Raw genomic sequence first — 22,282 nt, forward strand, 5'->3', positions numbered from 1 at the left:
GGCATGGGCTATGGGGTTTGTTTTGCACGACTATCAGACGACACTTAGATCGCGTGCGACGCTGACCGGCACCGGTGTTCACAGTGGCAATTCCGTTACCGTTCATTTCCTGCCGGCAGACGCTGATACGGGTGTCGTGTTCCAGCTTTCGAATGGAAGCGAAGTCCGGGAGTTCCGGGCGCTCGTTTCCGAGGTCGGCGCCACCGATCTGTGCACCATGCTCGGCGATCCGGCAGGCGAGCACATCGCCACAGTCGAACATCTGATGGCCACGGTTTTCGGGCTCGGCATCGACAATGTCGTCATCGAGATCGACGGCCGTGAGGTTCCGATCCTTGACGGCAGCGCCATGGCGTTCGTCGAGGCCATCGACCAGGCGGGCATCGATACGCTGCCGATCAAGCGCCGCTACATCCGGGTGGTCAAGCCGGTTCGCATCGAGAACGGTGCCTCCTGGGCGGAGTTCAGGCCCTATGACGGCACGCGCTTCGAAATCGAGATCGATTTCGAAAGCCCGGCGATCGGCCGTCAGCTCTTCGCATCCGACATGAATGCCGACATTTTTCGCCGCGATATCGCGCGGGCCCGCACCTTTGGTTTCATGAAGGACGTCGAGCGGCTGTGGGCAGCCGGCTATGCGCTCGGCTCCTCGCTGGAAAACTCCCTGGTGATCGGCGACGACAACCGGGTGATCAACATCGGAGGCTTGCGCTATCCCAACGAGTTCGTGCGCCACAAGACGATGGACGCCATGGGCGATCTGGCGCTGGCCGGCGCCCGGTTCATTGGCTGCTTCCGTTCCTATCGCGGCGGCCACAGGTTGAATGCGGCAGCGCTGCGCCGCCTTTTGTCGGACCGCTCGGCCTTCGAGATCGTCGAGACGACACGCCGCGAGCGCGGTCGCACCGTCGAAAAGAGCGCCGTCTATGCACCTGTCTACGCGCCCTGGATGATCTGATTCTTAACGTTTTCGGGTATTATGGCCGCCGGCCTGTGTTGCATGAATGCACCATCGGCCGGCGAAATCACGCAAGTGTGCGGGCTGCGCCAGGCTGCCACAAAAATGTGCGAATGGCCGGAGATAGCGTTGCCGGGCACGGCGATTATGGTTATGCCTGCTGCCCCAGGGCGAAATGTCGACTGAAATGACGCCGAAAGGGCGGAATCCAATCATGTTCTTCAAGCGAATTGGTCAATCGAAAGCGCCGCATCGGGCTGTTTTCCTGGCGCTTTCTGTGGTTGTTCCATCGCTGTTCCTGTCGGCCTGCATGTCGTCCGAAAAGGATGTCGACCTGTCGACCTATGTCGAGCAGACCGAGCCGGCAGACGTTCTCTACAATCAGGGCCTCGCCAATCTGAATGCCGGGCGCCTGCAGGAGGCGAGCCGCAAATTCAGTGCGGTCGACCGCCAGCATCCCTATTCCGAATACGCTCGCAAATCGATGGTGATGGGCGCCTTTGCCGACTATCGCCAGGGCAACTATACCGAGGCGATCGGTTCGGCCAAGCGCTATCTCACGCTCTATCCGTCGACCGACGACGCTGCCTATGCCCAGTACATCATCGGGCTCAGCTACTACCGGCAGATCAGGGATGTCACCCAGGACCAGAAGGAAGCGCGTCAGACCGTGCAGACGATGCAGGATCTGGTGACGCGCTGGCCCGATTCCGAATATGTCGACGACGCCCAGGAAAAGATCCGCTTCGCCAACGACCAGCTCGCCGGCAAGGAGATGCAGATCGGCCGCTACTATCTCGAGCGCCGAGAATACATCGCCGCCGTCAAGCGGTTCCGCGTCGTGGTGGAGACCTATTCCAACACGCGCCATGTCGAGGAAGCGCTCGCGCGCCTTACCGAAACCTATTACGCGATGGGGCTGACATCGGAAGCGCAGACTGCCGCTGCCGTGCTTGGCACCAACTATCCCGACAGCGTGTGGTACAAGGATTCCTACAAGCTCCTGCAGACTGGTGGGCTGGAGCCGCGCGAGAATGCGGGCTCGTGGATCGCCAAGGCCGGGAAGCTGATCACCGGCGCCTGAGCGGCGCGTCACCATGCTTTCCAGACTGTCGATCCGCGATATCGTTCTGATCGAGAAGCTGGACATCGACTTCTCGTCCGGTCTTTCGGTGCTGACCGGCGAAACCGGTGCTGGAAAATCCATCCTGCTCGACGCGCTGTCGCTAGCGCTTGGCGCCCGCGGCGACGCCTCGCTGGTGCGGCATGGCGCGGCACAGGGCCAGATCATCGCCGTGTTCGACGTGCCGCGCAACCATCCTGCCCGCATGCTGCTTGCCGACAACGCCATCGACGACGATGGCGACATCATCCTGCGCCGCGTGCAGACGGCGGATGGCCGTACCCGCGTCTTCGTCAACGACCAGCCTTCCAGTGTGACACTGATGCGCGACGTCGGTCACGCGCTGGTCGAGATCCACGGCCAGCATGACGAGCGTGCCCTGGTCGATCCCGGCGCCCACCGCGAATTGCTCGACAGTTTTGGCGGTCATCTCGGCGCTGTGCGGGCGACCGGCGAGGCATGGCGGTATTGGCGGGCCTGCGAGCAGGAGCTTTCGCGACATCGCGCCAAGGTGGAAGCGGCCGCCCGTGAGGCCGACTATCTGCGCGCCGCGGTCGCCGAATTGACGAAGCTCGACCCCCAGCCAGGCGAGGAAGCCGAGCTTGCCGAGTTGCGCGCCTCGATGATGCGGGCGGAAAAGATCGCCTCGGAAATCCACGATGCGCAAGATGTGCTCTCGGGCCCGTCTTCGCCCCTGCCGCAACTCGCCAGCCTGTTGCGGCGGCTGCAGCGCAAGGTGACGGAGGCGCCCGGCCTGCTCGACGACGTGGTCAAATCGCTCGATGAGGCGATGCTGTCGCTCGACGCAGCGCAATCGGGCGTGGAGGCGGCACTTCGCGCCACCGAATACGATCCGCGGCGGCTGGAACAGGCCGAGGAGCGGCTGTTTTCGCTGCGCGCCGCCTCACGCAAGCACAGCGTGGCGGTCGACGATCTGGCGCAATTGCGCGATACGATGGCCGCCGATCTCGCCGATCTCGACGCCGGCGAGGAGCGCCTGCACGGGCTGCAGAAGCAAGCCGCCGCCGCGCGCGAGACCTATGACATTTCCGCAGCACAGCTTTCCTCGCTTCGCCATGCGGCGGCGGTCGGATTGACCAAGGCGGTGATGGCCGAACTGCCGGCGCTGAAGCTCGAACGGGCAGCCTTCATCGTCGAGATGGCAAGCGAGGCCGAGAACCGCATGGAAGACGGCATCGATCAGGTCGAGTTCTGGGTGCGCACCAATCCCGGCACAAGACCGGGCCCGATGATGAAAGTCGCCTCCGGTGGCGAACTTTCGCGGTTCCTGCTGGCGCTGAAGGTGGCGCTGGCCGACCGCGGCTCGGCGCCGACCTTGGTCTTCGACGAAATCGACACCGGCGTTGGCGGCGCGGTGGCGGACGCCATCGGCCAAAGGCTGGCGCGGCTGTCGAAGCGCGTGCAGGTGCTTTCGGTTACGCACGCGCCGCAAGTGGCGGCACGCGCGGCGACGCATTTCCTGATCTCCAAATCCGGCGGCGCCGATCGTGTCGCCACCGGCATTGCCGAGATGGATCGGGCGGCGCGCCAGGAAGAGATCGCGCGGATGCTTGCCGGGGCAACCATCACCGACGAGGCGCGTGCGGCGGCCGAGCGGCTGCTTCGCGAAAACACCGCAGCATAGCAGAGCTTATGCTCGGCGTTGTGGATTCGAGTCAGGATGTGGCTCCATCCCGCTGTTCAGCAATGATTTTCTCAAAATCCTGATCTATTGTGTCGCGCCACCGTGAAGGAAGCCGTGCATGCCCGAAAAGTCAGTCGATTCGCTCAGCGAAAGTGAAGCAGCCAGCGAGCTGAATCGGTTGGCCGAGGAAATCGCCGCTCACGACCAGCGTTACCATGCCGAGGACGCGCCGACGATTTCGGACGCGGCATACGATGCGCTGCGGCGGCGCAACCTCGCCATCGAGCAGCGGTTTCCCGCCCTTGTGCGCGAGGATTCGCCGTCACGCAAAGTCGGCGCGCCACCGGCGGAAGGCTTTGCCAAGGTGCGCCATGCGGTGCCGATGCTCAGTCTCGCCAAGGCCTATACCGACCAGGACGTCACCGACTTCATCGAACGTGGCCGGCGATTCTTTGATCGCGACAAGGATCTCGACATCGCCTTCACGGCTGAGCCGAAGATCGACGGGCTATCGGCTTCTTTGCGTTATGAAGGTGGTGTGTTCGTGCAGGGAGCAACGCGCGGCAACGGCGCCGTTGGGGAGGACATCACCGCCAATCTCAGGACAATCGCCGACATTCCCAAGACACTGAAGGGCACAGGCTGGCCTGATATCATCGAAATACGCGGTGAGGTCTATATGACCTATGCAGAATTCAAGGCGTTGAAGGAACGGTCGGCAGCGGTCGGCGGCCAGGACTACGTCAATCCGCGCAATACGGCGGCCGGATCCTTGCGCCAGAAGGATCCGTCCGTTACCGCCAGCCGCAAACTCAAGTTCTTTGCCTACGCATGGGGCTATACATCCGAGGACCCAGCTCCGACCCAATACGATTCAGTGCAAAGATTCGCGGAGTGGGGGTTCAAGATCAGTCCGCTGATGGTGCGGGCGAAGTCGGTCGAGGAACTGGTCGCGCACTATCACCTTATCGAGGCCCAGCGCTCATCGCTTGGCTACGACATCGACGGCGTCGTCTACAAGATCGACCAGTTGGAGTTGCAGCGCAGATGGGGTTTCGTCACCGGCGAACCACGCTGGGCCATCGCCCACAAATTTCCGGCTGAACAGGCGATGACGACCGTGCTTAGGATCGACATTCAGGTCGGCCGTACCGGCACGCTGGCGCCCGTTGCACGGCTAGCTCCCGTCACCGTTGGCGGCGTGGTGGTCGAAAATGTCACGCTTCACAACGAAGACTACATCAAGGGTCTGGACAGCAACGGCCAGCCGATCCGCGACGGTTATGACGTACGTATCGGCGACACAGTCGTGATCCAGCGGGCAGGGGACGTTATTCCGCAGATCGTCAGCGTCGTTATCGACAAGCGTCCGCCTGATGCCGTGCCCTACGAATTCCCGCACAAGTGTCCGATCTGCGGCTCACCCGCAACGCGCGAGATCAACGAAAAGACTGGCAAGGAAGATTCCCGTCGACGCTGCACCGGCGAACTGATCTGTCCCGCGCAGGCCGTGGAAGGATTGCGCCACTTTGTGTCACGCGGCGCCATGGATATCGAAGGCCTGGGCGCTGAAAACATAGACCTGTTCTTCAATGCGGGGTTGATCAAAACAGCCGCCGATATCTTTACTCTCAGGGATCGCCGTCCCGCCGTCACCAAGGCTCTGGCTGAGCGGCGCGAGGAGCAGGCCAGACAGCGCGAGGCCGCATCGGGCAAGACGCGCAAGAATGTACGCGGTGTCGATGAACGCAACTACGAAGGTCTCGACAAGCTCTTCGCGGCCATCGACGCTCGTCGCGAACCGGAACTCGATCGCTTTATTTTTGCGCTAGGCATCCGCCATATCGGCGAAACCACGGCCGCTGTGCTTGCTCGAACCTTCTCGACCATCGAGGAGTTGATCCGCGTCAGCAAAGAGACAGCTGCGGCGGACGATCCACACACGGTTTTTCCATCGGTCAATGGCATCGGCGACACGGTGATAGGCGCGCTTCGCGATTTCTTCGGCAATGAACGTAATGACGACGTGCTTGCAGCGCTGCTCGCGCAGGTCCGGCCGAAGCCGTACATTGTCAACGTCTCAGCCGGCAGCGTGGTTGCCGGCAAGACGATCGTGTTTACAGGCACCCTGGAAAAGATGACGCGCCCTGAAGCCAAGGCGATGGCCGAACGTCTCGGCGCGAAGGTCGCGGGCTCGGTTTCCGCGAAGACCGATCTCGTGGTGGCGGGCCCAGGTGCTGGCTCCAAGCTCAAGCTTGCCACCGAACTCGACATCGAGGTGATCGACGAAGACGCTTGGTTGGCGCGGATCGGCAAGGCGTGATGGAAGGCGCGTTCACCGGTTTCGGCCAAAAGGCAATTCCCTTCCTCAAGGCGCTCGATTTTCATCAAAGCCGGGAGTGGTTTCTGGAAAACCGCGATCTCTTCGATGGCGAGTTGCGCGAGCCCTTCGGCGATCTGGTCGAAACGCTGTCCGAGCGCTTCGCGGCGGCAGGGCTGGGCTTGCGCGGCGACCGCAAGAAGTCGCTGTTCCGGATCAATCGCGACGTGCGTTTCGCCAGGGACAAACGACCCTACAACCGGCATTTGTCGGCAATCCTCTCGCCTGACGGCACCAAGATGGAACAGGGCGTGTTCTTCATCTATATCGGGCTTGAGCGGTGTTTTGCCGGCGTCGCCTGGTGGCAGCCCGGACCGGCGCTGCTGCTGGCAATGCGCAACGCCATCGCGACGCGGCCGGGTGAATTCCGGGCGCTGATCGAGGCGCTGAAGCAAAACCGCCTCGAACTCGATGCGGAAGGCTGCATGAAGCGCGCGCCACGCGGCTTCGAGCATGTCACGGCGGCCGATCTCGCGGCGGCCATCCGCAACCGGCATTTCGCCGTCCGGCACGAAATCGACCCTGCGGGAATCCACGGGCCGGCGCTGGTCGACGAGCTGGTCGATTTCGCCTTGCGGGCCAAGCCGCTGCTCGACTGGGGCAGGGCGATCGAAGCCAAGGTCCCGGTGGACTGAGCACTGGCCGAAACGCGCACGCCTGAACCTGCGACGAGGATCACTTCCGCTGATCGTTGGCTCAAGCGAATTGGTGTGACAAGGCTGACAGCGCTCCCTACATACCAGCTTTCCCCCGCATCGGCCCGAAAATCGGGATCGATTTTCGGATGGCCCGACGCGTGGATTCAAAGTGTTAGAGCGTCCTTTGCTCGTCCAAAAGGACGAGCGGCGCTCCGAGGAGTGGCTGATGTCGGCGGAAGCAATCTCCGAAAACCGCGCAAAAAGCGATTTCTGGCAAGGCGTGCGGCTCAGCATGCCCGTCGTGGTGGCGGCGGCGCCGTTTGGACTGCTGTTTGGGGCGCTCGCCGTCGACAACGGATTTTCGGTGCTTGAAGCCTTGCTGATGAGCGCCATGGTTTTCGGCGGCGCCAGCCAGATGGTCGGCATCGAATTGTTCGGGCAGCATGTCGCGCCATGGCTGATCGTGCTGTCGATCTTCGCCGTGAATTTCCGCCATGTGCTTTACTCCGCGGGCATCGGCCGGCGCATCGCGCACTGGCCGCCGGTGCAGCAGGCGGTCGGCTATTTCCTGCTCACCGATCCGCAGTTCGCCGTGGCCGAGCGCAAGGCGGAGGCTGGCGAGACGGTCGGCTTCGCCTGGTATATGGGGCTTGGCCTGCCGGTCTATGTGTTCTGGGTGACCGAAAGCGCGCTTGGCGCGGTATTCGGCAGGCTTATTCCCGATACCCATGCGCTGGGCATCGATTTTTTGCTGCCGATCTATTTCCTCGGACTGGTCATGGGCTTTCGCAAACGGCCACTGTGGCTGCCGGTGGTCGTCGCCAGTGCTGCTGCCTCCATCATCGCCTACAAGACGGTGGGCTCGCCCTGGCACGTCTCGATTGGCGCCGTGGCCGGCGTGCTGCTCGCGGTCATTCTGCCGCCGCGCCACAGCGGCGTGGAGGCGCGGCCATGAGCACGACCTTGTGGATCATCATCGCCGGCGCGATCGCGACCTATCTGACCCGCATCGGCGGCCATCTGGTGATCTCGCGCTTCGAAAACATCCATCCGCGCGTCGAGGCCGGGCTGAACGCCGTGCCTGCCGCGGTACTGACGACGCTTGTGGCGCCGGCAGCACTTGGCGCCGGGCCGGCGGAATGGGCGGCGTTGATCGTTGCCGGGCTGGTCTCGCTGCGCGGCGGGCTGATGGCGATGTTTTTGGCCGGCGCCGTCGTGCTGGTGCTGGCCCGGCAGTTCGTCGGGTAACCGGACCGGCTGAGTACGCCAGTCCTACTTGCGCACGATGTTGGAGATCGCGGGATCGAATCGACCTCCTGCAAAGAGCCTGCGCATCGTCTCTTGCGGATCGAGACCAAACGTTTCGGCTGATGTCACCGCAATCAGCGCGCCGAGGTCGAGCGTCGGTGCGAGGTCGCGTCCCTGGTAGAGCGCACCGGCAGACAGTCCCAGCCAGTCGGCCAGCACCCGCCCGCCATTCACCGCTCCGCCAGCGATCATCGCAGCCGATGCCGTACCGTGGTCGGTGCCGCCAGTGCCGTTGACGGCGACGGTGCGGCCGAACTCGGTGGCGACCAGCACGGTCGTATCCTTCCAGATATCGCCGAGGCCAACGTGCAACCCATCGATGAGCGCGTCGAGCGCTCTGAGCTGGTTGGCCAGCCTGGCTTGCTGGCCGCTATGCGTGTCCCAGCCGCTGGTTTCGATCATGGCAACGCGCGGTCCGTCGGCCTTGGCGAGGAAGCCCGCAGCGGTGCGGCCGACGCTCGCCGCGTCCTTGCGCTGCGTGTTCACCGCGACCAGCGCCCGTGTCTCCATCGCGCTGCTCCACAGCGCATGCAGCTGTTCGTCGGCGTCATAGAGCTTGCCGACGCGCATCGTCAGGTCGTCCGGCACCTCCGGCAGGGCGGACGGCGCATAGGAGGTGACGTCCGCCTGGCCTCGCAGCGCCAGCGGGACGGTCGGTGCAAAAGCGATTGCTTCGCCGCGGGACTTTGGCAGCATGCCGACCAGCCGGTTCAGCCAACCGTCCTTGCGCTCATAGGGCGAGGTGCCGCCGCTTTCGAGCACATTTTGACCGTCGAAATGCGAGCGCTCGCGATAGGGCGAAGCGACCGCGTGGACGAACAGCGCCTGCTTGTCCTGATGCAGCTTGCGGAGCCCGGTGAGCGAAGGATGCAGGCCAAACGTGCCGTCGAGCTTTATCGGATCGTCGATGGCCAATGAGCCGCGCAGGGTGCGGTATGCCGGCTCGGCATAGGGAACGATGGTGTCCAGCCCGTCCGCGGCGCCGCGCTGGATGATGAACACGAAGCGGCGGTCGGTTTCCACATTGGCGAAGACGATGCGCGGCGCGATCAGCATCGAGCCGAGGCCGGCGCCGGCAAGCGTAAGGAATTGACGGCGTTTCATGTTGGTCATCTCCTCTGAAAGTCATCTTCGCTGGAAATCGGGCGACACGAGCAGCAGCGCGATGCCGGTGCGCCGGCTCTCGGCGCGGCCGATTTCGGCCATTGTCAGGTCGCCGAGTGAGCCGGCAAAGAGTTTTTGCGCGAGATCTCGCGGATCGGTCACTCTGCGCGGCGAGGCGCTGCGCCGCCTCGACCCGGCGGACCAGTGCGTCGGGTGCGGCCCAGCTCCCCGCAACGTCGTCATAGCCGGCCGGCGAACGCGGCCGCCATACCGGTTGGCCGAGCTGGTTGAGCAGTTGCGCCAGGCGCGGCTTGCCGATATCGCTGCGGCCCAGGCCGCGCAGCGCCGAGATCGTCCATTCCCACGGCGTCTTGAACTTTGCCGCCGCTGGTTGCCAGGCTTCTGGACTGTCGAGGAGCGCGCGGTAGACGGCGACGAGATCGCCGTTCGACCGGCGAAAGGCTTCGGCGAGCCGCGTCACGACCGCAGCCGGCGGCTCGTCGGCAATGAAGTGGCGCGCCAGCTTGGTTGCGATGTGCGTTGCGGTCGCCTCGGCCGCCGCGAGGTCGCCGAGCACGGCAAGCGCCTGTTTCTCGCCGCGCTGGTCGTAGGTCTTGCCCATGATCATGCGTTGGCCCGGTTCGTGCAGCCCGGGTCGAAAGGTGAAGGCGCCGGCCTGGCCCCGCTCTTTAGCCCGTCCAGTGCTGAAACCGGTCAGCGCCAGTGCGAATTCGGTCACGTCGGCCTGGCTGTAGCCGGAGCGTGCACCGAGTGTGTGCAGCTCCATGATTTCGCGGGCCAGGTTCTCGTTGATGCCGGGCTTGCGCTTGGCGTTGCGTTTTGCGGGGCGGTTGGCAAATCTCGAGTTGGGGCCGACCGAGCGCACCTGGTCGAGATAGAACAGCATCGCCGGGTGGCGCTCGGCGGCGAGCAGCATATCCTCGAATCGGCCGAGCACATGTGGGCGGATCGCCTCGCGCTCAAAAGCGCCGGCGGTCAAGGTCACCTGCGGTTTCTCCGCCGAGATGGCGAAATGGTTCGACCAGAAATGCACGAGCCGTTCGACGAAGGGGGTCGATGTTTCGAGCGCCGCGCGTGCCCGCATGTCGACCTCGTCGCGATAGAGCGCTTGAGCCTCCTGGCGCGCCGCCTTGCGGGAGGCCATCTTTGCGGCCGTGTCGGCGTCCTTGGCCTCGAGCATCGCCTCGGCATAGCCGGCGCCGAGTGTGGCCGAGTCCTGCGCGCCGGAAAGCACCGCCGGGTTTGCGTCGTAGCTTTCGAACTGCGCTATCAGCCAGGATTTCGGGTCGGCCGGCGCCGCGTCGTCGGGCCGGGCGCCCAGGCCGAAGCGGTTGAGCGCAATCGCGACATCGCTCGGACTTGCCAATCGTGCCTCCATCAGCATTGCTTTTGGAGGCTTCAACGCCGCAGCGACTGGAATCCGTCGCTGTTTCCAGCTCTATTTTTCGCCCGCTCGGCGCAGCATGTTGCTGCGGCCGCGCAGACCGTCGACAAGTCGCGCCCTGTCGGCTGGCGTCAGTCCCGTCGCGAAGGTCACGATTGCCTGTTCGAGCCGGCCGCGCAGCGCCATATCGGCTTGCCGGACCGAGGCGAGCGTCTGATTGACCGCCGCTGCGTCGATCGGCTCAGCCTCGATCAGGCGCGCCACCGCCTCGCGGCCGGCCCGAGCCGCTTCGATGTCGGCAGCCGACTGGCGCCGCGCTTCAGCGAGCGCCTGGCGGAACGCCTTGCGCTGGTCGGGCGACAGGCCGGCCGCGGCGAAGCGCAGGCCGCGCTGGTCGCCCGCTCCGTCGCGCTGCCCCTGCTGCGCTTGCCATATGTAGCCGGCGCCGGCGGCGGCGCCGAGCACGAAGACGTTCAGTGCCAGCGAGACGGCAAGCAGGATCCTGATGCTGCGCTCGCTCATTGCACGTCCCCCTGCATGTCGCCGAATGCGGTCAGCGCATAGCTGTCGCCATCGTCAGGGGCGCTGTTGGGTGGCAGCAGCACGGCGACTGTCAGCACCCCGGCCAGCGCGCCCGCCAGTCCAATGCCGACCAATCCGGCACACCGCCAGACGAGCTGGGTGCGGCGCCACAGCGCAGACGGCGCCGTGGCGATGATCCTTCGCGCGAGCGCGCGGTCCGGAGCTGCGACCCGATGGCGCGACAGCAGATCGTCGAGCTCCGCCGCCGGTGCAAGTGCGACTTCGGCTTGAGCCGGATTGGCGGCGATGAAGTCCAGCGCCGCCGCGCGCTCGTTTTCAGGCCAGCGCTGCGGCGACCCGCCATAGGCGGCAACGAGCTCGGAAATCCTCTCTGGAGTCATATCATTTCGTCCCTGTCTCGTCCGAGCCTGGAGCGCAACTGCCGCCGCGCCCGCGACAACAGGCTTTCAAATGCCTCGATGCTGATCCCCATGACCTCTGCCGCATCGCTGTTCGAAAGCTCCTGATAATACTGCAGCACGATCGCCTCGCGCTGGCGCTCCGGCAGCTCGGCCAGCGCGCGCCGCACCTGGTGCTGATCGTCGGCCGCGAGCATATCCGCTTCCGCGCCCGGGCGCTCGTCGGGGCGATCGGGAAGTTCCGCCACCGGCGTCTCCCGCCGCCTGCGCAGCCGGTCGTAGCAGAGATTGAGCGCGACGCGATGCAGCCAGGTGTCGAACTTCGCCTCGCCGGCGCGCCAGCCCGGAGCCGCCCGCCAGATGCGCAAGAACGTCTCCTGCGTGACATCCTCGGCCTCGCCGCGGTCGCCCAGCATTCGCGTGGCGAGACGGATCAGCCGCGGCAGCTTGCGCTCGACCATGGCTTCCACCGCAGCCGCATTGTTCTGAGCGATCAGCGCCAGCAGCCGCTCGTCGGTTTCGCCCACGCTCTGCCTTCTCGTTCCACCACGCCAGACCTTGTGCCGACACAACCGTCATCCTGCACCCGTCATATGCCTTCAACGGGGTTTCGCTGCGAAATCCGTCGGCGACCCCGGGCTGAGGCGTTAGAAGGCAGTGATAAGGCTGCAGGCCATTCCCGGCAGACGGCATCCCGCGTCGATAGCTGAGCCGCCGTCTTGCCGAAAATCAGGACTTCTGGTCGTGCGGCAGCGGTGCGGTTGCGTTCTCCAGCCAGGCCAGCGTCTCGCCGTCGAGCATCGGTCCGATCTCGGCCAGCACGCGGGCGTGGTATGTGTCGAGCCAATGCAGCTCGTCGCGCGTCAAAAGGTCAGACCGCACCAGCCTGGTGTCGATCGGCGCCAGCGTTAGTGTCTCGAAACCGTGCATGGCGATGTCGCCGCCCTCTATCGGCTCGGCCGGCGTCACCAGGATGAGATTCTCGATGCGAATGCCGTAAGAACCCTCCTTGTAGTAGCCCGGCTCGTTGGAGACGATCATGCCCGCCAGCAGCTTTTCGGTGCCGGTCCTGGCGATGCGTTGCGGGCCCTCGTGCACGGCCAGATAGGAGCCGACGCCATGGCCGGTGCCATGGGCGAAATCGCAACCGTGTTTCCACAGGGCAAGGCGCGCCACGGCGTCGATCTCGGAGCCGCGCGTGCCCGGGGGAAAGCGCAGCATGGAAATGCCGATCATGCCCTTCAGCACCAGCGTGAAGCGTTCGCGCATTTCCTCGGTCGGTGTGCCGATCGGCACGGTGCGGGTGATGTCGGTGGTGCCGTCCTGATACTGCCCGCCCGAATCGAGCAGGAACAGTTCGCCAGACTGAAGCTTTCGGCTGGTGGCGCGGGAAACGCGGTAGTGCATGATGGCGCCGTTCGGGCCGGCGCCGGCGATGGTGTCGAAGGACACGTCGCGCAGCGGCATCTGCGTTTCCTCGCCGGTGCTGCGGCGGCACTCCTCAAGCTTGGTGACGACCGCGATCTCGTCGAGCTTGCCGGGTTCCTGGCGGTCGAGCCAGCAAAGCAGCCTGGCAACGGCGGCGCCATCGCGGCGATGCGCGGCGCGGGCGCCGTTGATCTCGGCCTGGTTTTTCGTCGCGCGCGGAATGCGGGCAGGGTCTGGCGCGGTGATGACGGTGCCGCCATTGTCCTCGACCAGCATCCTGAGCTTCTCCGCCGCCAGCACTGGATCCAGCGCGATCTTCGCGCCGCCCTTGGCCAGGGCTGCGATAAGAGCTTCGAATTCATCGGGTTCGTGCAATTCGGCGAGCTGCGTCAGATAGGCCGAGACGGTGCGTGAAAACTTACGCTGATCCATGAAAAGCAGATGCGACCGATCGGCGGCGAGCACGGCGAAGCCGAGCGCCAGCGGCGTGTGCGGCACGTCGCCACCGCGGATGTCGAAGGTCCAGGCGATGGAGGACGGGTCGGTCAGCACGGCATGAGTGGCGCCATCCCTGCCGATGGCCTCGGCCAGCCGCGCCAGCTTGTCCTTGGCCAATTCGCCGGCAAAGCCGATCGGATGGATTTCGACCGGCGCCAGCGGCGGTTCGGGCTGATCCTCCCAGATCGCGTCGATCGGATTCTTATCGAGCGGCACCAATGTCGCCCCCGATTTTTCGGCCGACGCTTTCAACGCTTTCACGTCGCCGATCGTCTGCAGCCACGGATCGAAGCCAAGCCGCACGCCCTTGCCGAGATTGTCCTTGATCCAGGTGGCGGGCGGATTGTCGACCAGGCTTTCGATCGAAAAGATGTCGAGATCGACCTCGTGGCGCGCCTGCAGCGTATAGCGGCCGTCGACGAACACGACGGCGCGGTCACCGCGCACGATGGCGACGCCGGCCGAACCGCTGAAGCCGGTCAGCCATTTCAGCCGCGCCGAGCGGTCGGCGACATATTCGCCCTGATGCTCGTCGGCACGAGGCACGATGAAGCCATCCAGCCCGTTGGCCGCCAGCCATTGACGCAGCAACGCCACACGCGGCTTGCCAACGGCGGGGTCGCCTGCGGAATCAAAGGTCTGGAACATCATGGCCTCTCCTTGGATGCTGGCGCGACCGTAGCGCATGACCCCGAAAATCGGAATCGACTTTTGCTGCGCCGAGCTTCGGCCGGATTCGATCCAACAGGGCAGAGGGGCGGCGCCGCCATCGACAGCGGCCATCGACGTGCGCTTTTGCGCATGGACGCCATGCAGAATCAGCGATTTAAAAAAAGGTCAGTAGACCTTACCTTTTCGACGTGGAGGAACGAGTCTTACTGCCCTGCGAAGGAGACCATCATGTCCACGATTTCAGCCAGACGCGGATTTTTCAGAAGCGCCGTGAACGCTCTCATCGAAGCGCGCCAGCGCGAAGCGAGCCGCTATGTGAGCGGCGTTTTGCTTGGCTTTGACGACGAAACGCTGAAAGCGCACGGCTACGATCGCGAAGAACTGAAGAAGGCGGCAAGGTCGCGCTACGTCTGAGCGATTTTGCGGCGTGCGATTGAAGGCGCTGCGCGTCACCGCTTGAGGTGGATCGTCACCCAGCCTTCGCGATGCAACGTCCTGACATGGCGGAACTGCTGGCCGACATAGGCCGAGATCACCGCGTCGCGTTGCCGGTCGAGGATGCCTGACAGCACGATCGAGCCGCCCAAACCGATATGCCCGGCCATTTCGGGCGCCAGCCGCATCAGCGGCCGCGCCAGTATATTGGCGACGATGAGGCCAAAAGGGCCGCGCGCGGCAAAAATCGGATGGTGGAAGCCCGGCGCCGTCACCGTTTCGACGAGCGCCTTGACGTGGTTGAGCCGCGCGTTGGCAGCGGCGACTTTTGTGGCGACCGGATCGATGTCGGTCGCCAGCACCGGAATATGGGCGAGCTTGGCCAGCGCGATGGCCAGCACCGCGCTGCCGGTACCGAGGTCGAGCGCGTTGCGCGGGCGCTCGCGCCGCACGACCTGTTCCAGCATTTCGAGGCAGCCGGCGGTGGTGCCGTGATGGCCGGTGCCGAAAGCCAGGCCCGCTTCGATCTCGATGGCGAGCTCGCCGCTGTGGCGCTTCCTGCGATCATGCGCGCCGTGGACGAAGAAACGGCCGGCGCGCACCGGCTTCAGTCCCTCCAAAGAACGCGTCACCCAATCGATATCAGGCACGGGCTCGCGCGCAATCGGCCTCGACAGGGCAAGCCCGGCAAGAATCTCCTTCAGGCGCGCCTCGACGGCCTCGACATCGCCGTCGGCATAGAGCGACACTTCATGGATATCGCGGTCCTCGTCGACTTCGACCAGGCCAATCGGCAGGCCCTCATCTTCGAATGCCGCTTCGAACGCCGCGAAGATACGGTCGGCCTCGATCTTTCCAGTGCTGAAATAAAGCCGCGTTTGGGTCATCAAACGATTTTCTTGGTGAGCATGATCTTGCCCGAAAACCGGTTCCCACTTTTCGCAGGCGCGGACCTTCGGTTCGGGATCATGCGCTAGCCTGCCGCCAGCCGCTTGAGCTTGGCGATGGCGGCGTCCGGGCTTTCGCCATACGCGATGGTGCCGGCGAAATCGCCCCTGGCGTTGAGCAGCAGCACCGAAGCGGTGTGGTCCATCGTGTAGTCGCCGTCGCCGGTATCGACCTTTTTCGAATAGATGCCGAAGGATTTGGCCATGGCGCGGACCTTGTCCGGGTCGCCGGTGATACCGAGGATGCGGTCGGAGAAGTTGCTGATATAGGCGTTCATGATTTCGGGCGTGTCGCGCTCCGGGTCGACCGTCACGAAATAGGCGCGCAGGTTCTTGCCATCGTCACCCATCGTCTTCAGCCACCCGGCCAGTTCGAACAGCGTGGTCGGGCAGACTTCCGGGCAATGGGTGAAGCCGAAGAAGACGACGCTGGGCTGGCCGCGAAAGGCAGCCTCGGTGATCGGAGCGCCCTTCTGGTCGACCAGCGTGAACGGTGCGCCGAACGGCTCGCCGCCATAGTGCCCACGGTACCACTCGAAGGTGAGCCAGCCGATGCCCGCCGCCATCAGGACGAGAATGCCGACCAGTATTGAACGCATCATCAATTGGGTGTCCGTCGCGATTTTCATCGGCGCCGTATCGGCGCCTTTGGAGCTTGTTGGGCGACACTCTTAACGGTTTGATCTCGCTCGCGCAAAGATGTCGCGTTGCCGCAACCGGCTTTCCCTTAAAAAATTGATCCGCTTGCAAAGTGCTGTCGCCCGTCCCACCTGAGGTCGGCAAAACTCGAACGGCAGGAGGCTTTGTTGCAACGTCTGATTGGGCGACGACTGATTGGGCAACGATTGATTGGGCAAGGACTGATTGGGCGAAAATTGATCGGCGGCGCTTTGGCCGCGTGCCTTGTCATCGGTGCTGGTGCGGCTGTCGCCCAGGAGGTCGGCAAGGTCGGCGTCGACTGGCTAGGCAACGACATCATCGTCGAGGCGATCAAGGACCCGAAGGTCGAAGGCGTGACCTGCCATGTCTCCTATTTCGACCGTGGCGTGATCGATCGCCTGCAAAAGGGCAACTGGTTCGAGGACCCGTCCGATTCCTCGATCGCCTGCCGCCAAACCGGGCCGATCACCATCGGCGACATCGACATGAGCGATGCCGGCGAGGAGGTGTTCAAGCAAGGCATCAGCCTGATCTGGAAGAAACAGGTGGTGAACCGCATCTACGATAAAGCCAACGAGACCCTGATCTATCTGTCGCATTCGCGCCAGGTGCAGGACGGTTCAGCGAAAATGTCGGTCACCACGGTGCCGCTCTATGGCCAGAACGTGGTGTGGACCAACGGCAAGCCGAAATAGGCTCTGGAAACAGGTGACGGACGACTGCTGCCGCTTGCGGGACCAGTCGCTCGGGCGTAAAGCCGCCGGCATGGACCGTCCCGAAAATCTTGTCCTGAAGGACCCCGAGCCGCGCATCCACCCGACCGCGGAATTGAAGGCATGCAAGCTTGGGCGCTACGCCTCGATCGGCGAGCGGGTCATCTTGCGCGAAGTCATAGTGGGTGACTTCTCCTATTTCGAGCGCCACGCCGAGGCGATCTACACGACAACAGGCAAGTTCTGTTCGATCGCCGCCAACAGCCGTATCAACGCGCTCGAGCATCCGATCGAGCGGTTGACCCAGCACAAGGTCAGCTACCGGCCAAACGAGTATTTTCGCTGGCTCGGCGTCGACGCGGCGTTCCGCGAACGGCGGCGGGCGACGTCCGTCACCATCGGCCACGACGTCTGGATCGGGCATGGCGCGGTGATCATGCCTGATGTGACCATCGGCAATGGCGCGATCGTCGGTGCCAATGCGGTGGTGACGCGCGATGTACCGGCTTATGCGATTGTCGCCGGGGTTCCAGCCAAGCCGCTGCGCCAGCGTTTTGCCGAGAAAACCGCTGCGCGGATTGAAAGCCTCGGCTGGTGGGACTGGTCGGTCGAAAAACTGGCCAAGGCAGTCCCCGACATGCAGGCAATGCCGATCGAGGCCTTTCTCGATCGCTGGGAGCACGAAATCCCCTGAGCTTTGCGGGTCTCTGAACGGCTACGTCGGTGAAAGGAGGGAACCTCAGCGGATGCTGGTTGTTTCTCCTGCCATGATAGAGAAGCTTTTCACCAGGATCGCCAACTATGTTGCGCATCTAGCTGGTCTGCCGTCGACATTCGCCGTCTGTTTCCTGATCATTGTTGCGTGGGGGGCAAGCGGACCGATGTTCGGGTTTTCCGATACGTGGCAGCTCATCATCAACACCGGCACGACGATCGTCACCTTCCTGATGGTGTTCCTCATCCAGAACACCCAGAACCGCGATGGCACGGCGATTCAGACGAAACTCGACGAGTTGATCCGGGTCGGCAAAGCTCACAATACGTTTATCGGCATCGAGCACCTGACCGAATCCGAGGTCGAGGAGATCCGCAAAAAATGTGAACAGGCGGCGAAACGGCACGATACAGCGGTCAAGAAAGCCACTGCGCAAAAGCGCGGCTCGAAGACACATGCGGCGTGAGCGTCAGCTTTCCATGAACGCCGCGAAAGCGTCCTTGTGGTCCGGGTGCCAGCGCGACAGAGCAGGGCGGTTCTCGATGATGTCGCCGATCGCCCAGGCCATGCGCTTTTCGTCCATGGGCCGCGTCGCTTCGTTGTCAGGACAAAGAATGTAGAAATCGCCACGCACCAGCGCGGCCAGCATGAAGTCGATCACCTGCTCGCCGGTCCAGGCGCCGGCGGGCTTTTCGGTCGCACCTTCGGTCAGGCCGGTAAAAGTGAACCCCGGAATGAGCAGATGCGCTGCGATGTTGGCACCGGCCTCGTTACGCAGCGCATGCGCCAGGCCTTCGGTAAAACTCTTCACGCCTGATTTGGAGACGTTGTAGGCAAGGTTGCCGGGCGGCGTCGTGATGCCTTGCTTGGAGCCGGTGTTGACGATCAGGCTCGGTTTTCCTGCAGCCAGCATGCGTGGCACGAAGGTCTCGATGCCATGGACGACACCCCAGAAATTGATGTCCAGCAGCCGCTTCCAGCCGTCGCGGTTCTCCCAGGGTTTGCCGGGATTGTTGCCGACGCCGGCATTGTTCATCAACAGCGACACGCCGCCGAAGGCATCGAATGCCTTTTCGGCCAGCCGGTCGACTTCGTCGGCTTTCGAGACGTCGGTCGCGACAGCAAGCACGGCGCTGCCGCCGGCAATCGTGGCAACGGTGCGGGCAGCCTCATCGAGCCGCGGGCCGGCGATGTCTGCAAGCACGATTTTCAAGCCCATTGCCGCCAGCCGCCTGGCCGCGGCAAGGCCGATGCCGCTTGCGCCGCCGGTGATGACGGCAACGTTGCCGGAGCCAAGGGCAGGCAAAGCGCTCTGGATTTCGGCGTCGGTGGTCATCGATAGTGTCCTCGTTCAGGTTGCGCCGAACTTAACGCGGCGACAGGCTCGCGCAAGCCCGTTTGGGCGTCCTTGGGTTGACCACATCGGCAGGCGCTGCGCATGCTGTCCGCGTAAGAAGGAGATTACCGATTGACCGACTGGATCGAGATCCTGAAAGAACAGACCGCCACCGGCGACCAGATGAGCCGCGAGGTGCCGCAAATGCTTGCCAATCCCGACATCAGCGAAGCGCAAGTGAGAACGCTGTTTTCGGCGCTCGAAAAACAGGCGGAGTTCGTCGAGAAGCTGCGCATGGCGCTGGAAAAATTCGGCCATGATTTTTCGGTGATCAAGGCGGCCGAGCGGCTGGAGGAGCGCTATGCCGACCTCGCCGCCTCGGTGGCGGAAAAGCTGAAGGCAATGCGGGGATAGGGCGGACCTATTTTTCGATCTGCCTTTCGAAACGCTTGTCCGGCACGAACCAGATCATGGCAACCAGCACATAGAGCGCGACGCTGATCCATTGATTGACGAAGGTCAGCGGAATGGCGGCGATGTAGAGGACCACCGAGATCTTTTCCTTGCGGTCGGTGCCTGCCGCTCTGGCGAAGGCAGTGTCGTTGCCATGCAGCCGATGCAGCATGACGACCAGAATGAAGTAGGCGGCCGCGCAAAGCGCCAGGACAACACCGTAAACGGCGACAGGCACCGGCGCGAAATGGTTTTCACCCATGAAGGCGGTGGTCACGGGCATCAGCGACAGCCAGAACAGCAGATGGAGATTGGCCCACAGCACGCGGCCATCGACCCGCTGCACGGTGTGGAACATGTTGTGCAGATTGTTCCAGTAGATGCCGACATAGATGAAGGACAGCACGTAGCTGAGAAAGGTGGGCCATAGCGGTGCCAGCGCGGAAAACTCCGCGCCATGCGGCACCTTCAATTCCAGCACCATGATGGTGATGATGATGGCCATGACGCCATCGGAAAATGCCTCGACCCGTCCCTTGCCCATGGATTCTCCCCTGCTGCGCTTGGCTCATCCTAGGCGATCGACGTGGCTGGAGGGAAGGCCTGCGCGCTGTCGTTCAGCCATTCGGCGTCTCAGGCGCCAGCGACGTGATCGAGCCGACCGGAGAGCTCCAGCCATCATCAATCGCTGTCGCGCGCGATCAACTCCAGCGGCCAGACCTCACGGATGATCCGCGCGCCTTCGGGGCCGGCGAAGGCCGGGATGGACGCCAGCAGCATTTCGGCCAGCCGCCGTCCCATCGGCTCCAGGCGAGGGCGGAAGCCGGTCAGTGCCGGTGAAAAATAGCGGCACAGCGGCGTGTCGACGATGACGATCACAGCAATGTCGTGGCCGGGCTTGATGCCCATCTCGGCCAGCGCCTTGCAGCCGCCGAGCGCCATCGCGTCATTGTTGAAGATGATGGCGGTCGGCGGGTCCTTGGAGCGCATGACCTGCGGCGTCACCGCGTCGCCGCCGGCCTCGTTGATGAAGCCTTTCGCGATCAGCCCGGGGTCGACCTCGATGCCATGCCGCCGCAAGGCCTTGCGATAGCCGGCCAGGAACAGGTAGCCGAAATTGAGGTTGAGGGACGGGCGGATGGCGGCGATGCGGCGGTGGCCGCGCGCCACCAGGCGGTCAACCGCGTCGGCCCCGGCTTTTTCGAAATCGAGGTCGAGCGACGGATAGGTCTTGCCGCCAGAGCGGCTGCGGCCGAGCGTCGCGAACGGGAAGCCGACCCTGGTCAGGTAATCGATGCGCTCGTCCTCGCGACGCGTATAGGCCAGCACCACGGCGTCGGCCCGGCGCGTCTCGACCACCCGGCGCAGGCGCTCCTGCTGGTAGTCGCCCGGCGCGCCCATCACCACGATCAGGTCGAGCCCGCCTTCGGCGAGTTTCGCCTGCAGCCCGGTCAGGAACGGAATGAAGAACGGCTCGCCATATTGCTGGTCGCCCGGGTGCGGCTGCAGCATGAAGGCGATCGAGTGGGTGGCGCCGCGCCGCAGGCTGCGGCCGGACTGGTTCGGCGAATAGTTCAGCTTTGCCGCCGCATCGAGCACGCGCTGGCGCGTATCGGCATTGACGTCGGCACGGCCGTTGAGCGCGCGCGACACGGTGCCGATCGAAATGTTCAGGTGACGCGCAAGGTCGTGGATGCTGGACGCCAAAGGACGGTTCTCCCCTTTCTTGGCTATCACCGGCCGCTCTTCAGGCCAAGGTGATAAAGCTGATTTTCGCGAGCGGCCAATTGACATTCTACGCCTTCGGGTGTGTTCTCGTAAACGTTTACGGAAAAACGTTTACGGTCATGCCGTGACGATCGGTCTGGAGGGCCGAGCGGAGGAGGAGCGCTGGATGATGAATGTCGTCCTGGTCGGCTGCGGAGCGATGAGCAAGCACTGGCTCGATGCGGCGAGGCAGATCGACGGGTTGGCTGTTGTCGGCCTTGTCGACCTCGATGCCGAGCGGGCGAAGGCAAGGGCGCGAGAATATGAGCTTGCCGGCGCCATTGTCGGAACCAGTCTTGACGCCGTGCTCGACCAGACCAAGCCCGACGCAGTGTTCGACGTCGTGGTTCCCGCGGCCCGGCGCGATGTCGCGCTTTCGGCCTTTGCCCATCATTGCCACCTCCTGACGGAGAAGCCGCTGGCTGACAGCCCGGAGAACGCGCGCGCCATCGTCGAGGCTGCCCGACGCGCCAAGCGCGTTCACGCCGTCGTCCAGAACCGCCGCTATGTCGCCAACGTCAGGCGCATCAGGCGTTTTCTCGATTCCGGCGCCATCGGTGCGCCAACCAGCATCCACGCCGAATTCTTCGTCGCGCCGCATTTCGGCGGGTTTCGCGAGGAGATGCGCCATGTCCTGCTGCTCGACATGGCTATCCATACTTTCGACGCCGCCCGTTACATGGTCGGCGGCGCGCCGGCCAGCGTCTACTGCCAGGAATGGGAGCCGGTCAATTCCTGGTACCGGCAGGGATCGTCGGCCACCGCAATCTTCGAGCTCGGCGGCGGCAAGCTGTTCACCTATGCCGGCTCCTGGTGCGCCGACGGGTTCCGCACCAGTTGGGAGAGCACATGGCGCATCGTCGCCGAGCACGGCAGCCTGGTCTGGGACGGTGAGGATGGGCTGAGGGCGGAAGTCGCGCGGCCTATCCGTGAAGGCCTGTTCGATCGCACGGAGCCGCTCGCCGTGCCGCCGCTCGATCCGAGAGACCGCATCGGCGGCCATCTCGGCATCATCCAGGATTTTGTGCGCGCCGTCGAAACCGGCAGCGAGCCGGAGACGCGCGGCGCCGACAACATCAAGAGCCTGGCCATGGTCTTTGCCGCGATCGAAAGCGCCGAAACCGTGCGCCGGGTCGCGATCGCACAGGAAGGGTGA

Annotated in this window: 23 protein-coding genes and 1 pseudogene; 13 read left to right on the forward strand and 11 right to left on the reverse strand. The window is 63.9% G+C overall.

Annotated elements, in window-relative coordinates:
- Positions 1-10: 10 nt before the first annotated feature.
- The 7 genes from lpxC (at position 11) to AC0L16_RS03035 (ending at position 7,992) form a co-directional block, all read left to right on the forward strand.
- Positions 11-958 carry a UDP-3-O-acyl-N-acetylglucosamine deacetylase gene (gene lpxC, locus AC0L16_RS03005; protein ID WP_077383199.1) on the forward strand — a complete coding sequence of 316 codons (948 nt, stop codon included), beginning with the start codon at positions 11-13 and terminating at the stop codon, positions 956-958.
- Positions 959-1,172: 214 nt separating this feature from the next.
- Entirely contained in the window at positions 1,173-2,042 is an 870-nt protein-coding gene (locus AC0L16_RS03010) for an outer membrane protein assembly factor BamD (protein ID WP_077383532.1), read from the forward strand.
- Between the two features lie 13 nt (positions 2,043-2,055).
- Positions 2,056-3,726: a DNA repair protein RecN gene (gene recN / locus AC0L16_RS03015; RefSeq protein WP_473618917.1), complete on the forward strand. Its 1,671-nt coding sequence runs from the start codon at positions 2,056-2,058 to the stop codon at positions 3,724-3,726.
- Between the two features lie 118 nt (positions 3,727-3,844).
- Entirely contained in the window at positions 3,845-6,049 is a 2,205-nt protein-coding gene (ligA, locus tag AC0L16_RS03020) for an NAD-dependent DNA ligase LigA (RefSeq protein WP_473618919.1), read from the forward strand.
- Positions 6,049-6,741 (forward strand): DUF2461 domain-containing protein, encoded by a 693-nt coding sequence (locus AC0L16_RS03025; RefSeq protein WP_473619137.1) that lies wholly within the window; start codon positions 6,049-6,051, stop codon positions 6,739-6,741. Before ligA ends, AC0L16_RS03025 begins: the two co-directional genes overlap by 1 nt.
- Before the next feature lie 229 nt (positions 6,742-6,970).
- Positions 6,971-7,699 carry an AzlC family ABC transporter permease gene (locus tag AC0L16_RS03030; RefSeq protein WP_128167158.1) on the forward strand — a complete coding sequence of 243 codons (729 nt, stop codon included), beginning with the start codon at positions 6,971-6,973 and terminating at the stop codon, positions 7,697-7,699.
- Entirely contained in the window at positions 7,696-7,992 is a 297-nt protein-coding gene (locus AC0L16_RS03035; RefSeq protein WP_287175268.1) for an AzlD family protein, read from the forward strand. The genes AC0L16_RS03030 and AC0L16_RS03035 overlap by 4 nt, the downstream gene beginning before the upstream one ends.
- A gap of 24 nt (positions 7,993-8,016) precedes the next feature.
- Here the strand turns inward: AC0L16_RS03035 and AC0L16_RS03040 are convergent, their stop codons facing one another.
- The 6 genes and pseudogenes from AC0L16_RS03040 to AC0L16_RS03065 all read right to left on the reverse strand — a co-directional run bounded on the left by AC0L16_RS03040 (position 8,017) and on the right by AC0L16_RS03065 (position 14,079).
- Positions 8,017-9,165, reverse strand: coding sequence for a DUF1501 domain-containing protein (locus tag AC0L16_RS03040; protein WP_473618920.1), 1,149 nt, complete (start codon positions 9,163-9,165; stop codon positions 8,017-8,019).
- Positions 9,166-9,340: 175 nt separating this feature from the next.
- Positions 9,341-10,561 (reverse strand): annotated as a pseudogene (locus AC0L16_RS03045) (DUF1800 domain-containing protein); the annotation flags it as partial.
- Positions 10,562-10,615: 54 nt separating this feature from the next.
- On the reverse strand, positions 10,616-11,083 hold the full coding sequence (locus tag AC0L16_RS03050) for a periplasmic heavy metal sensor (RefSeq protein ID WP_473618921.1): 468 nt from the start codon (positions 11,081-11,083) through the stop codon (positions 10,616-10,618).
- Positions 11,080-11,484: a hypothetical protein gene (locus AC0L16_RS03055; RefSeq protein WP_473618922.1), complete on the reverse strand. Its 405-nt coding sequence runs from the start codon at positions 11,482-11,484 to the stop codon at positions 11,080-11,082. The genes AC0L16_RS03050 and AC0L16_RS03055 overlap by 4 nt, the downstream gene beginning before the upstream one ends.
- The gene (locus AC0L16_RS03060) at positions 11,481-12,029 is read right to left on the reverse strand and encodes an RNA polymerase sigma factor (RefSeq protein WP_473618923.1); all 549 of its coding nucleotides are present in this window, start codon (positions 12,027-12,029) and stop codon (positions 11,481-11,483) included. The genes AC0L16_RS03055 and AC0L16_RS03060 overlap by 4 nt, the downstream gene beginning before the upstream one ends.
- A 202-nt stretch (positions 12,030-12,231) precedes the next feature.
- Positions 12,232-14,079 carry an aminopeptidase P family protein gene (locus AC0L16_RS03065; protein WP_473618924.1) on the reverse strand — a complete coding sequence of 616 codons (1,848 nt, stop codon included), beginning with the start codon at positions 14,077-14,079 and terminating at the stop codon, positions 12,232-12,234.
- 60 nt (positions 14,080-14,139) lie between these two features.
- Between AC0L16_RS03065 and AC0L16_RS03070 the strand changes: the two genes are divergently transcribed.
- On the forward strand, positions 14,140-14,514 hold the full coding sequence (locus AC0L16_RS03070) for a hypothetical protein (RefSeq protein WP_473618925.1): 375 nt from the start codon (positions 14,140-14,142) through the stop codon (positions 14,512-14,514).
- Positions 14,515-14,549: 35 nt separating this feature from the next.
- Here the strand turns inward: AC0L16_RS03070 and AC0L16_RS03075 are convergent, their stop codons facing one another.
- Complete coding sequence (locus AC0L16_RS03075; protein WP_473618926.1) at positions 14,550-15,422, reverse strand: 50S ribosomal protein L11 methyltransferase; 873 nt, start codon at positions 15,420-15,422, stop codon at positions 14,550-14,552.
- 86 nt (positions 15,423-15,508) lie between these two features.
- Entirely contained in the window at positions 15,509-16,084 is a 576-nt protein-coding gene (locus AC0L16_RS03080) for an SCO family protein (RefSeq protein WP_473618928.1), read from the reverse strand.
- A gap of 258 nt (positions 16,085-16,342) precedes the next feature.
- On the opposite strand from AC0L16_RS03080, the gene AC0L16_RS03085 reads away from it, so the two are divergent.
- The 3 genes from AC0L16_RS03085 (at position 16,343) to AC0L16_RS03095 (ending at position 18,036) form a co-directional block, all read left to right on the forward strand.
- Entirely contained in the window at positions 16,343-16,837 is a 495-nt protein-coding gene (locus AC0L16_RS03085) for a CreA family protein (protein WP_473619138.1), read from the forward strand.
- Positions 16,838-16,907: 70 nt separating this feature from the next.
- Positions 16,908-17,549: an LbetaH domain-containing protein gene (locus tag AC0L16_RS03090; protein WP_473619139.1), complete on the forward strand. Its 642-nt coding sequence runs from the start codon at positions 16,908-16,910 to the stop codon at positions 17,547-17,549.
- Between the two features lie 73 nt (positions 17,550-17,622).
- A complete protein-coding gene (locus AC0L16_RS03095; protein WP_473618929.1) occupies positions 17,623-18,036 on the forward strand; it encodes a low affinity iron permease family protein in 414 nt (137 codons plus the stop codon).
- Between the two features lie 3 nt (positions 18,037-18,039).
- Here AC0L16_RS03095 and AC0L16_RS03100 read toward each other — a convergent pair whose 3' ends face one another.
- Complete coding sequence (locus tag AC0L16_RS03100; RefSeq protein ID WP_473618930.1) at positions 18,040-18,906, reverse strand: SDR family NAD(P)-dependent oxidoreductase; 867 nt, start codon at positions 18,904-18,906, stop codon at positions 18,040-18,042.
- Between the two features lie 132 nt (positions 18,907-19,038).
- Between AC0L16_RS03100 and AC0L16_RS03105 the strand changes: the two genes are divergently transcribed.
- Positions 19,039-19,320, forward strand: coding sequence for a hypothetical protein (locus AC0L16_RS03105; protein ID WP_128167136.1), 282 nt, complete (start codon positions 19,039-19,041; stop codon positions 19,318-19,320).
- 7 nt (positions 19,321-19,327) lie between these two features.
- Here the strand turns inward: AC0L16_RS03105 and AC0L16_RS03110 are convergent, their stop codons facing one another.
- Positions 19,328-19,903: a TMEM175 family protein gene (locus AC0L16_RS03110; RefSeq protein ID WP_077383227.1), complete on the reverse strand. Its 576-nt coding sequence runs from the start codon at positions 19,901-19,903 to the stop codon at positions 19,328-19,330.
- Between the two features lie 137 nt (positions 19,904-20,040).
- The gene (locus tag AC0L16_RS03115; protein WP_473618931.1) at positions 20,041-21,066 is read right to left on the reverse strand and encodes a LacI family DNA-binding transcriptional regulator; all 1,026 of its coding nucleotides are present in this window, start codon (positions 21,064-21,066) and stop codon (positions 20,041-20,043) included.
- Positions 21,067-21,253: 187 nt separating this feature from the next.
- On the opposite strand from AC0L16_RS03115, the gene AC0L16_RS03120 reads away from it, so the two are divergent.
- Positions 21,254-22,282, forward strand: a complete 1,029-nt coding sequence (locus AC0L16_RS03120; protein WP_473618932.1) for a Gfo/Idh/MocA family protein — start codon at positions 21,254-21,256, stop codon at positions 22,280-22,282.

Source organism: Mesorhizobium sp. WSM4848 (genome assembly GCF_055811375.1).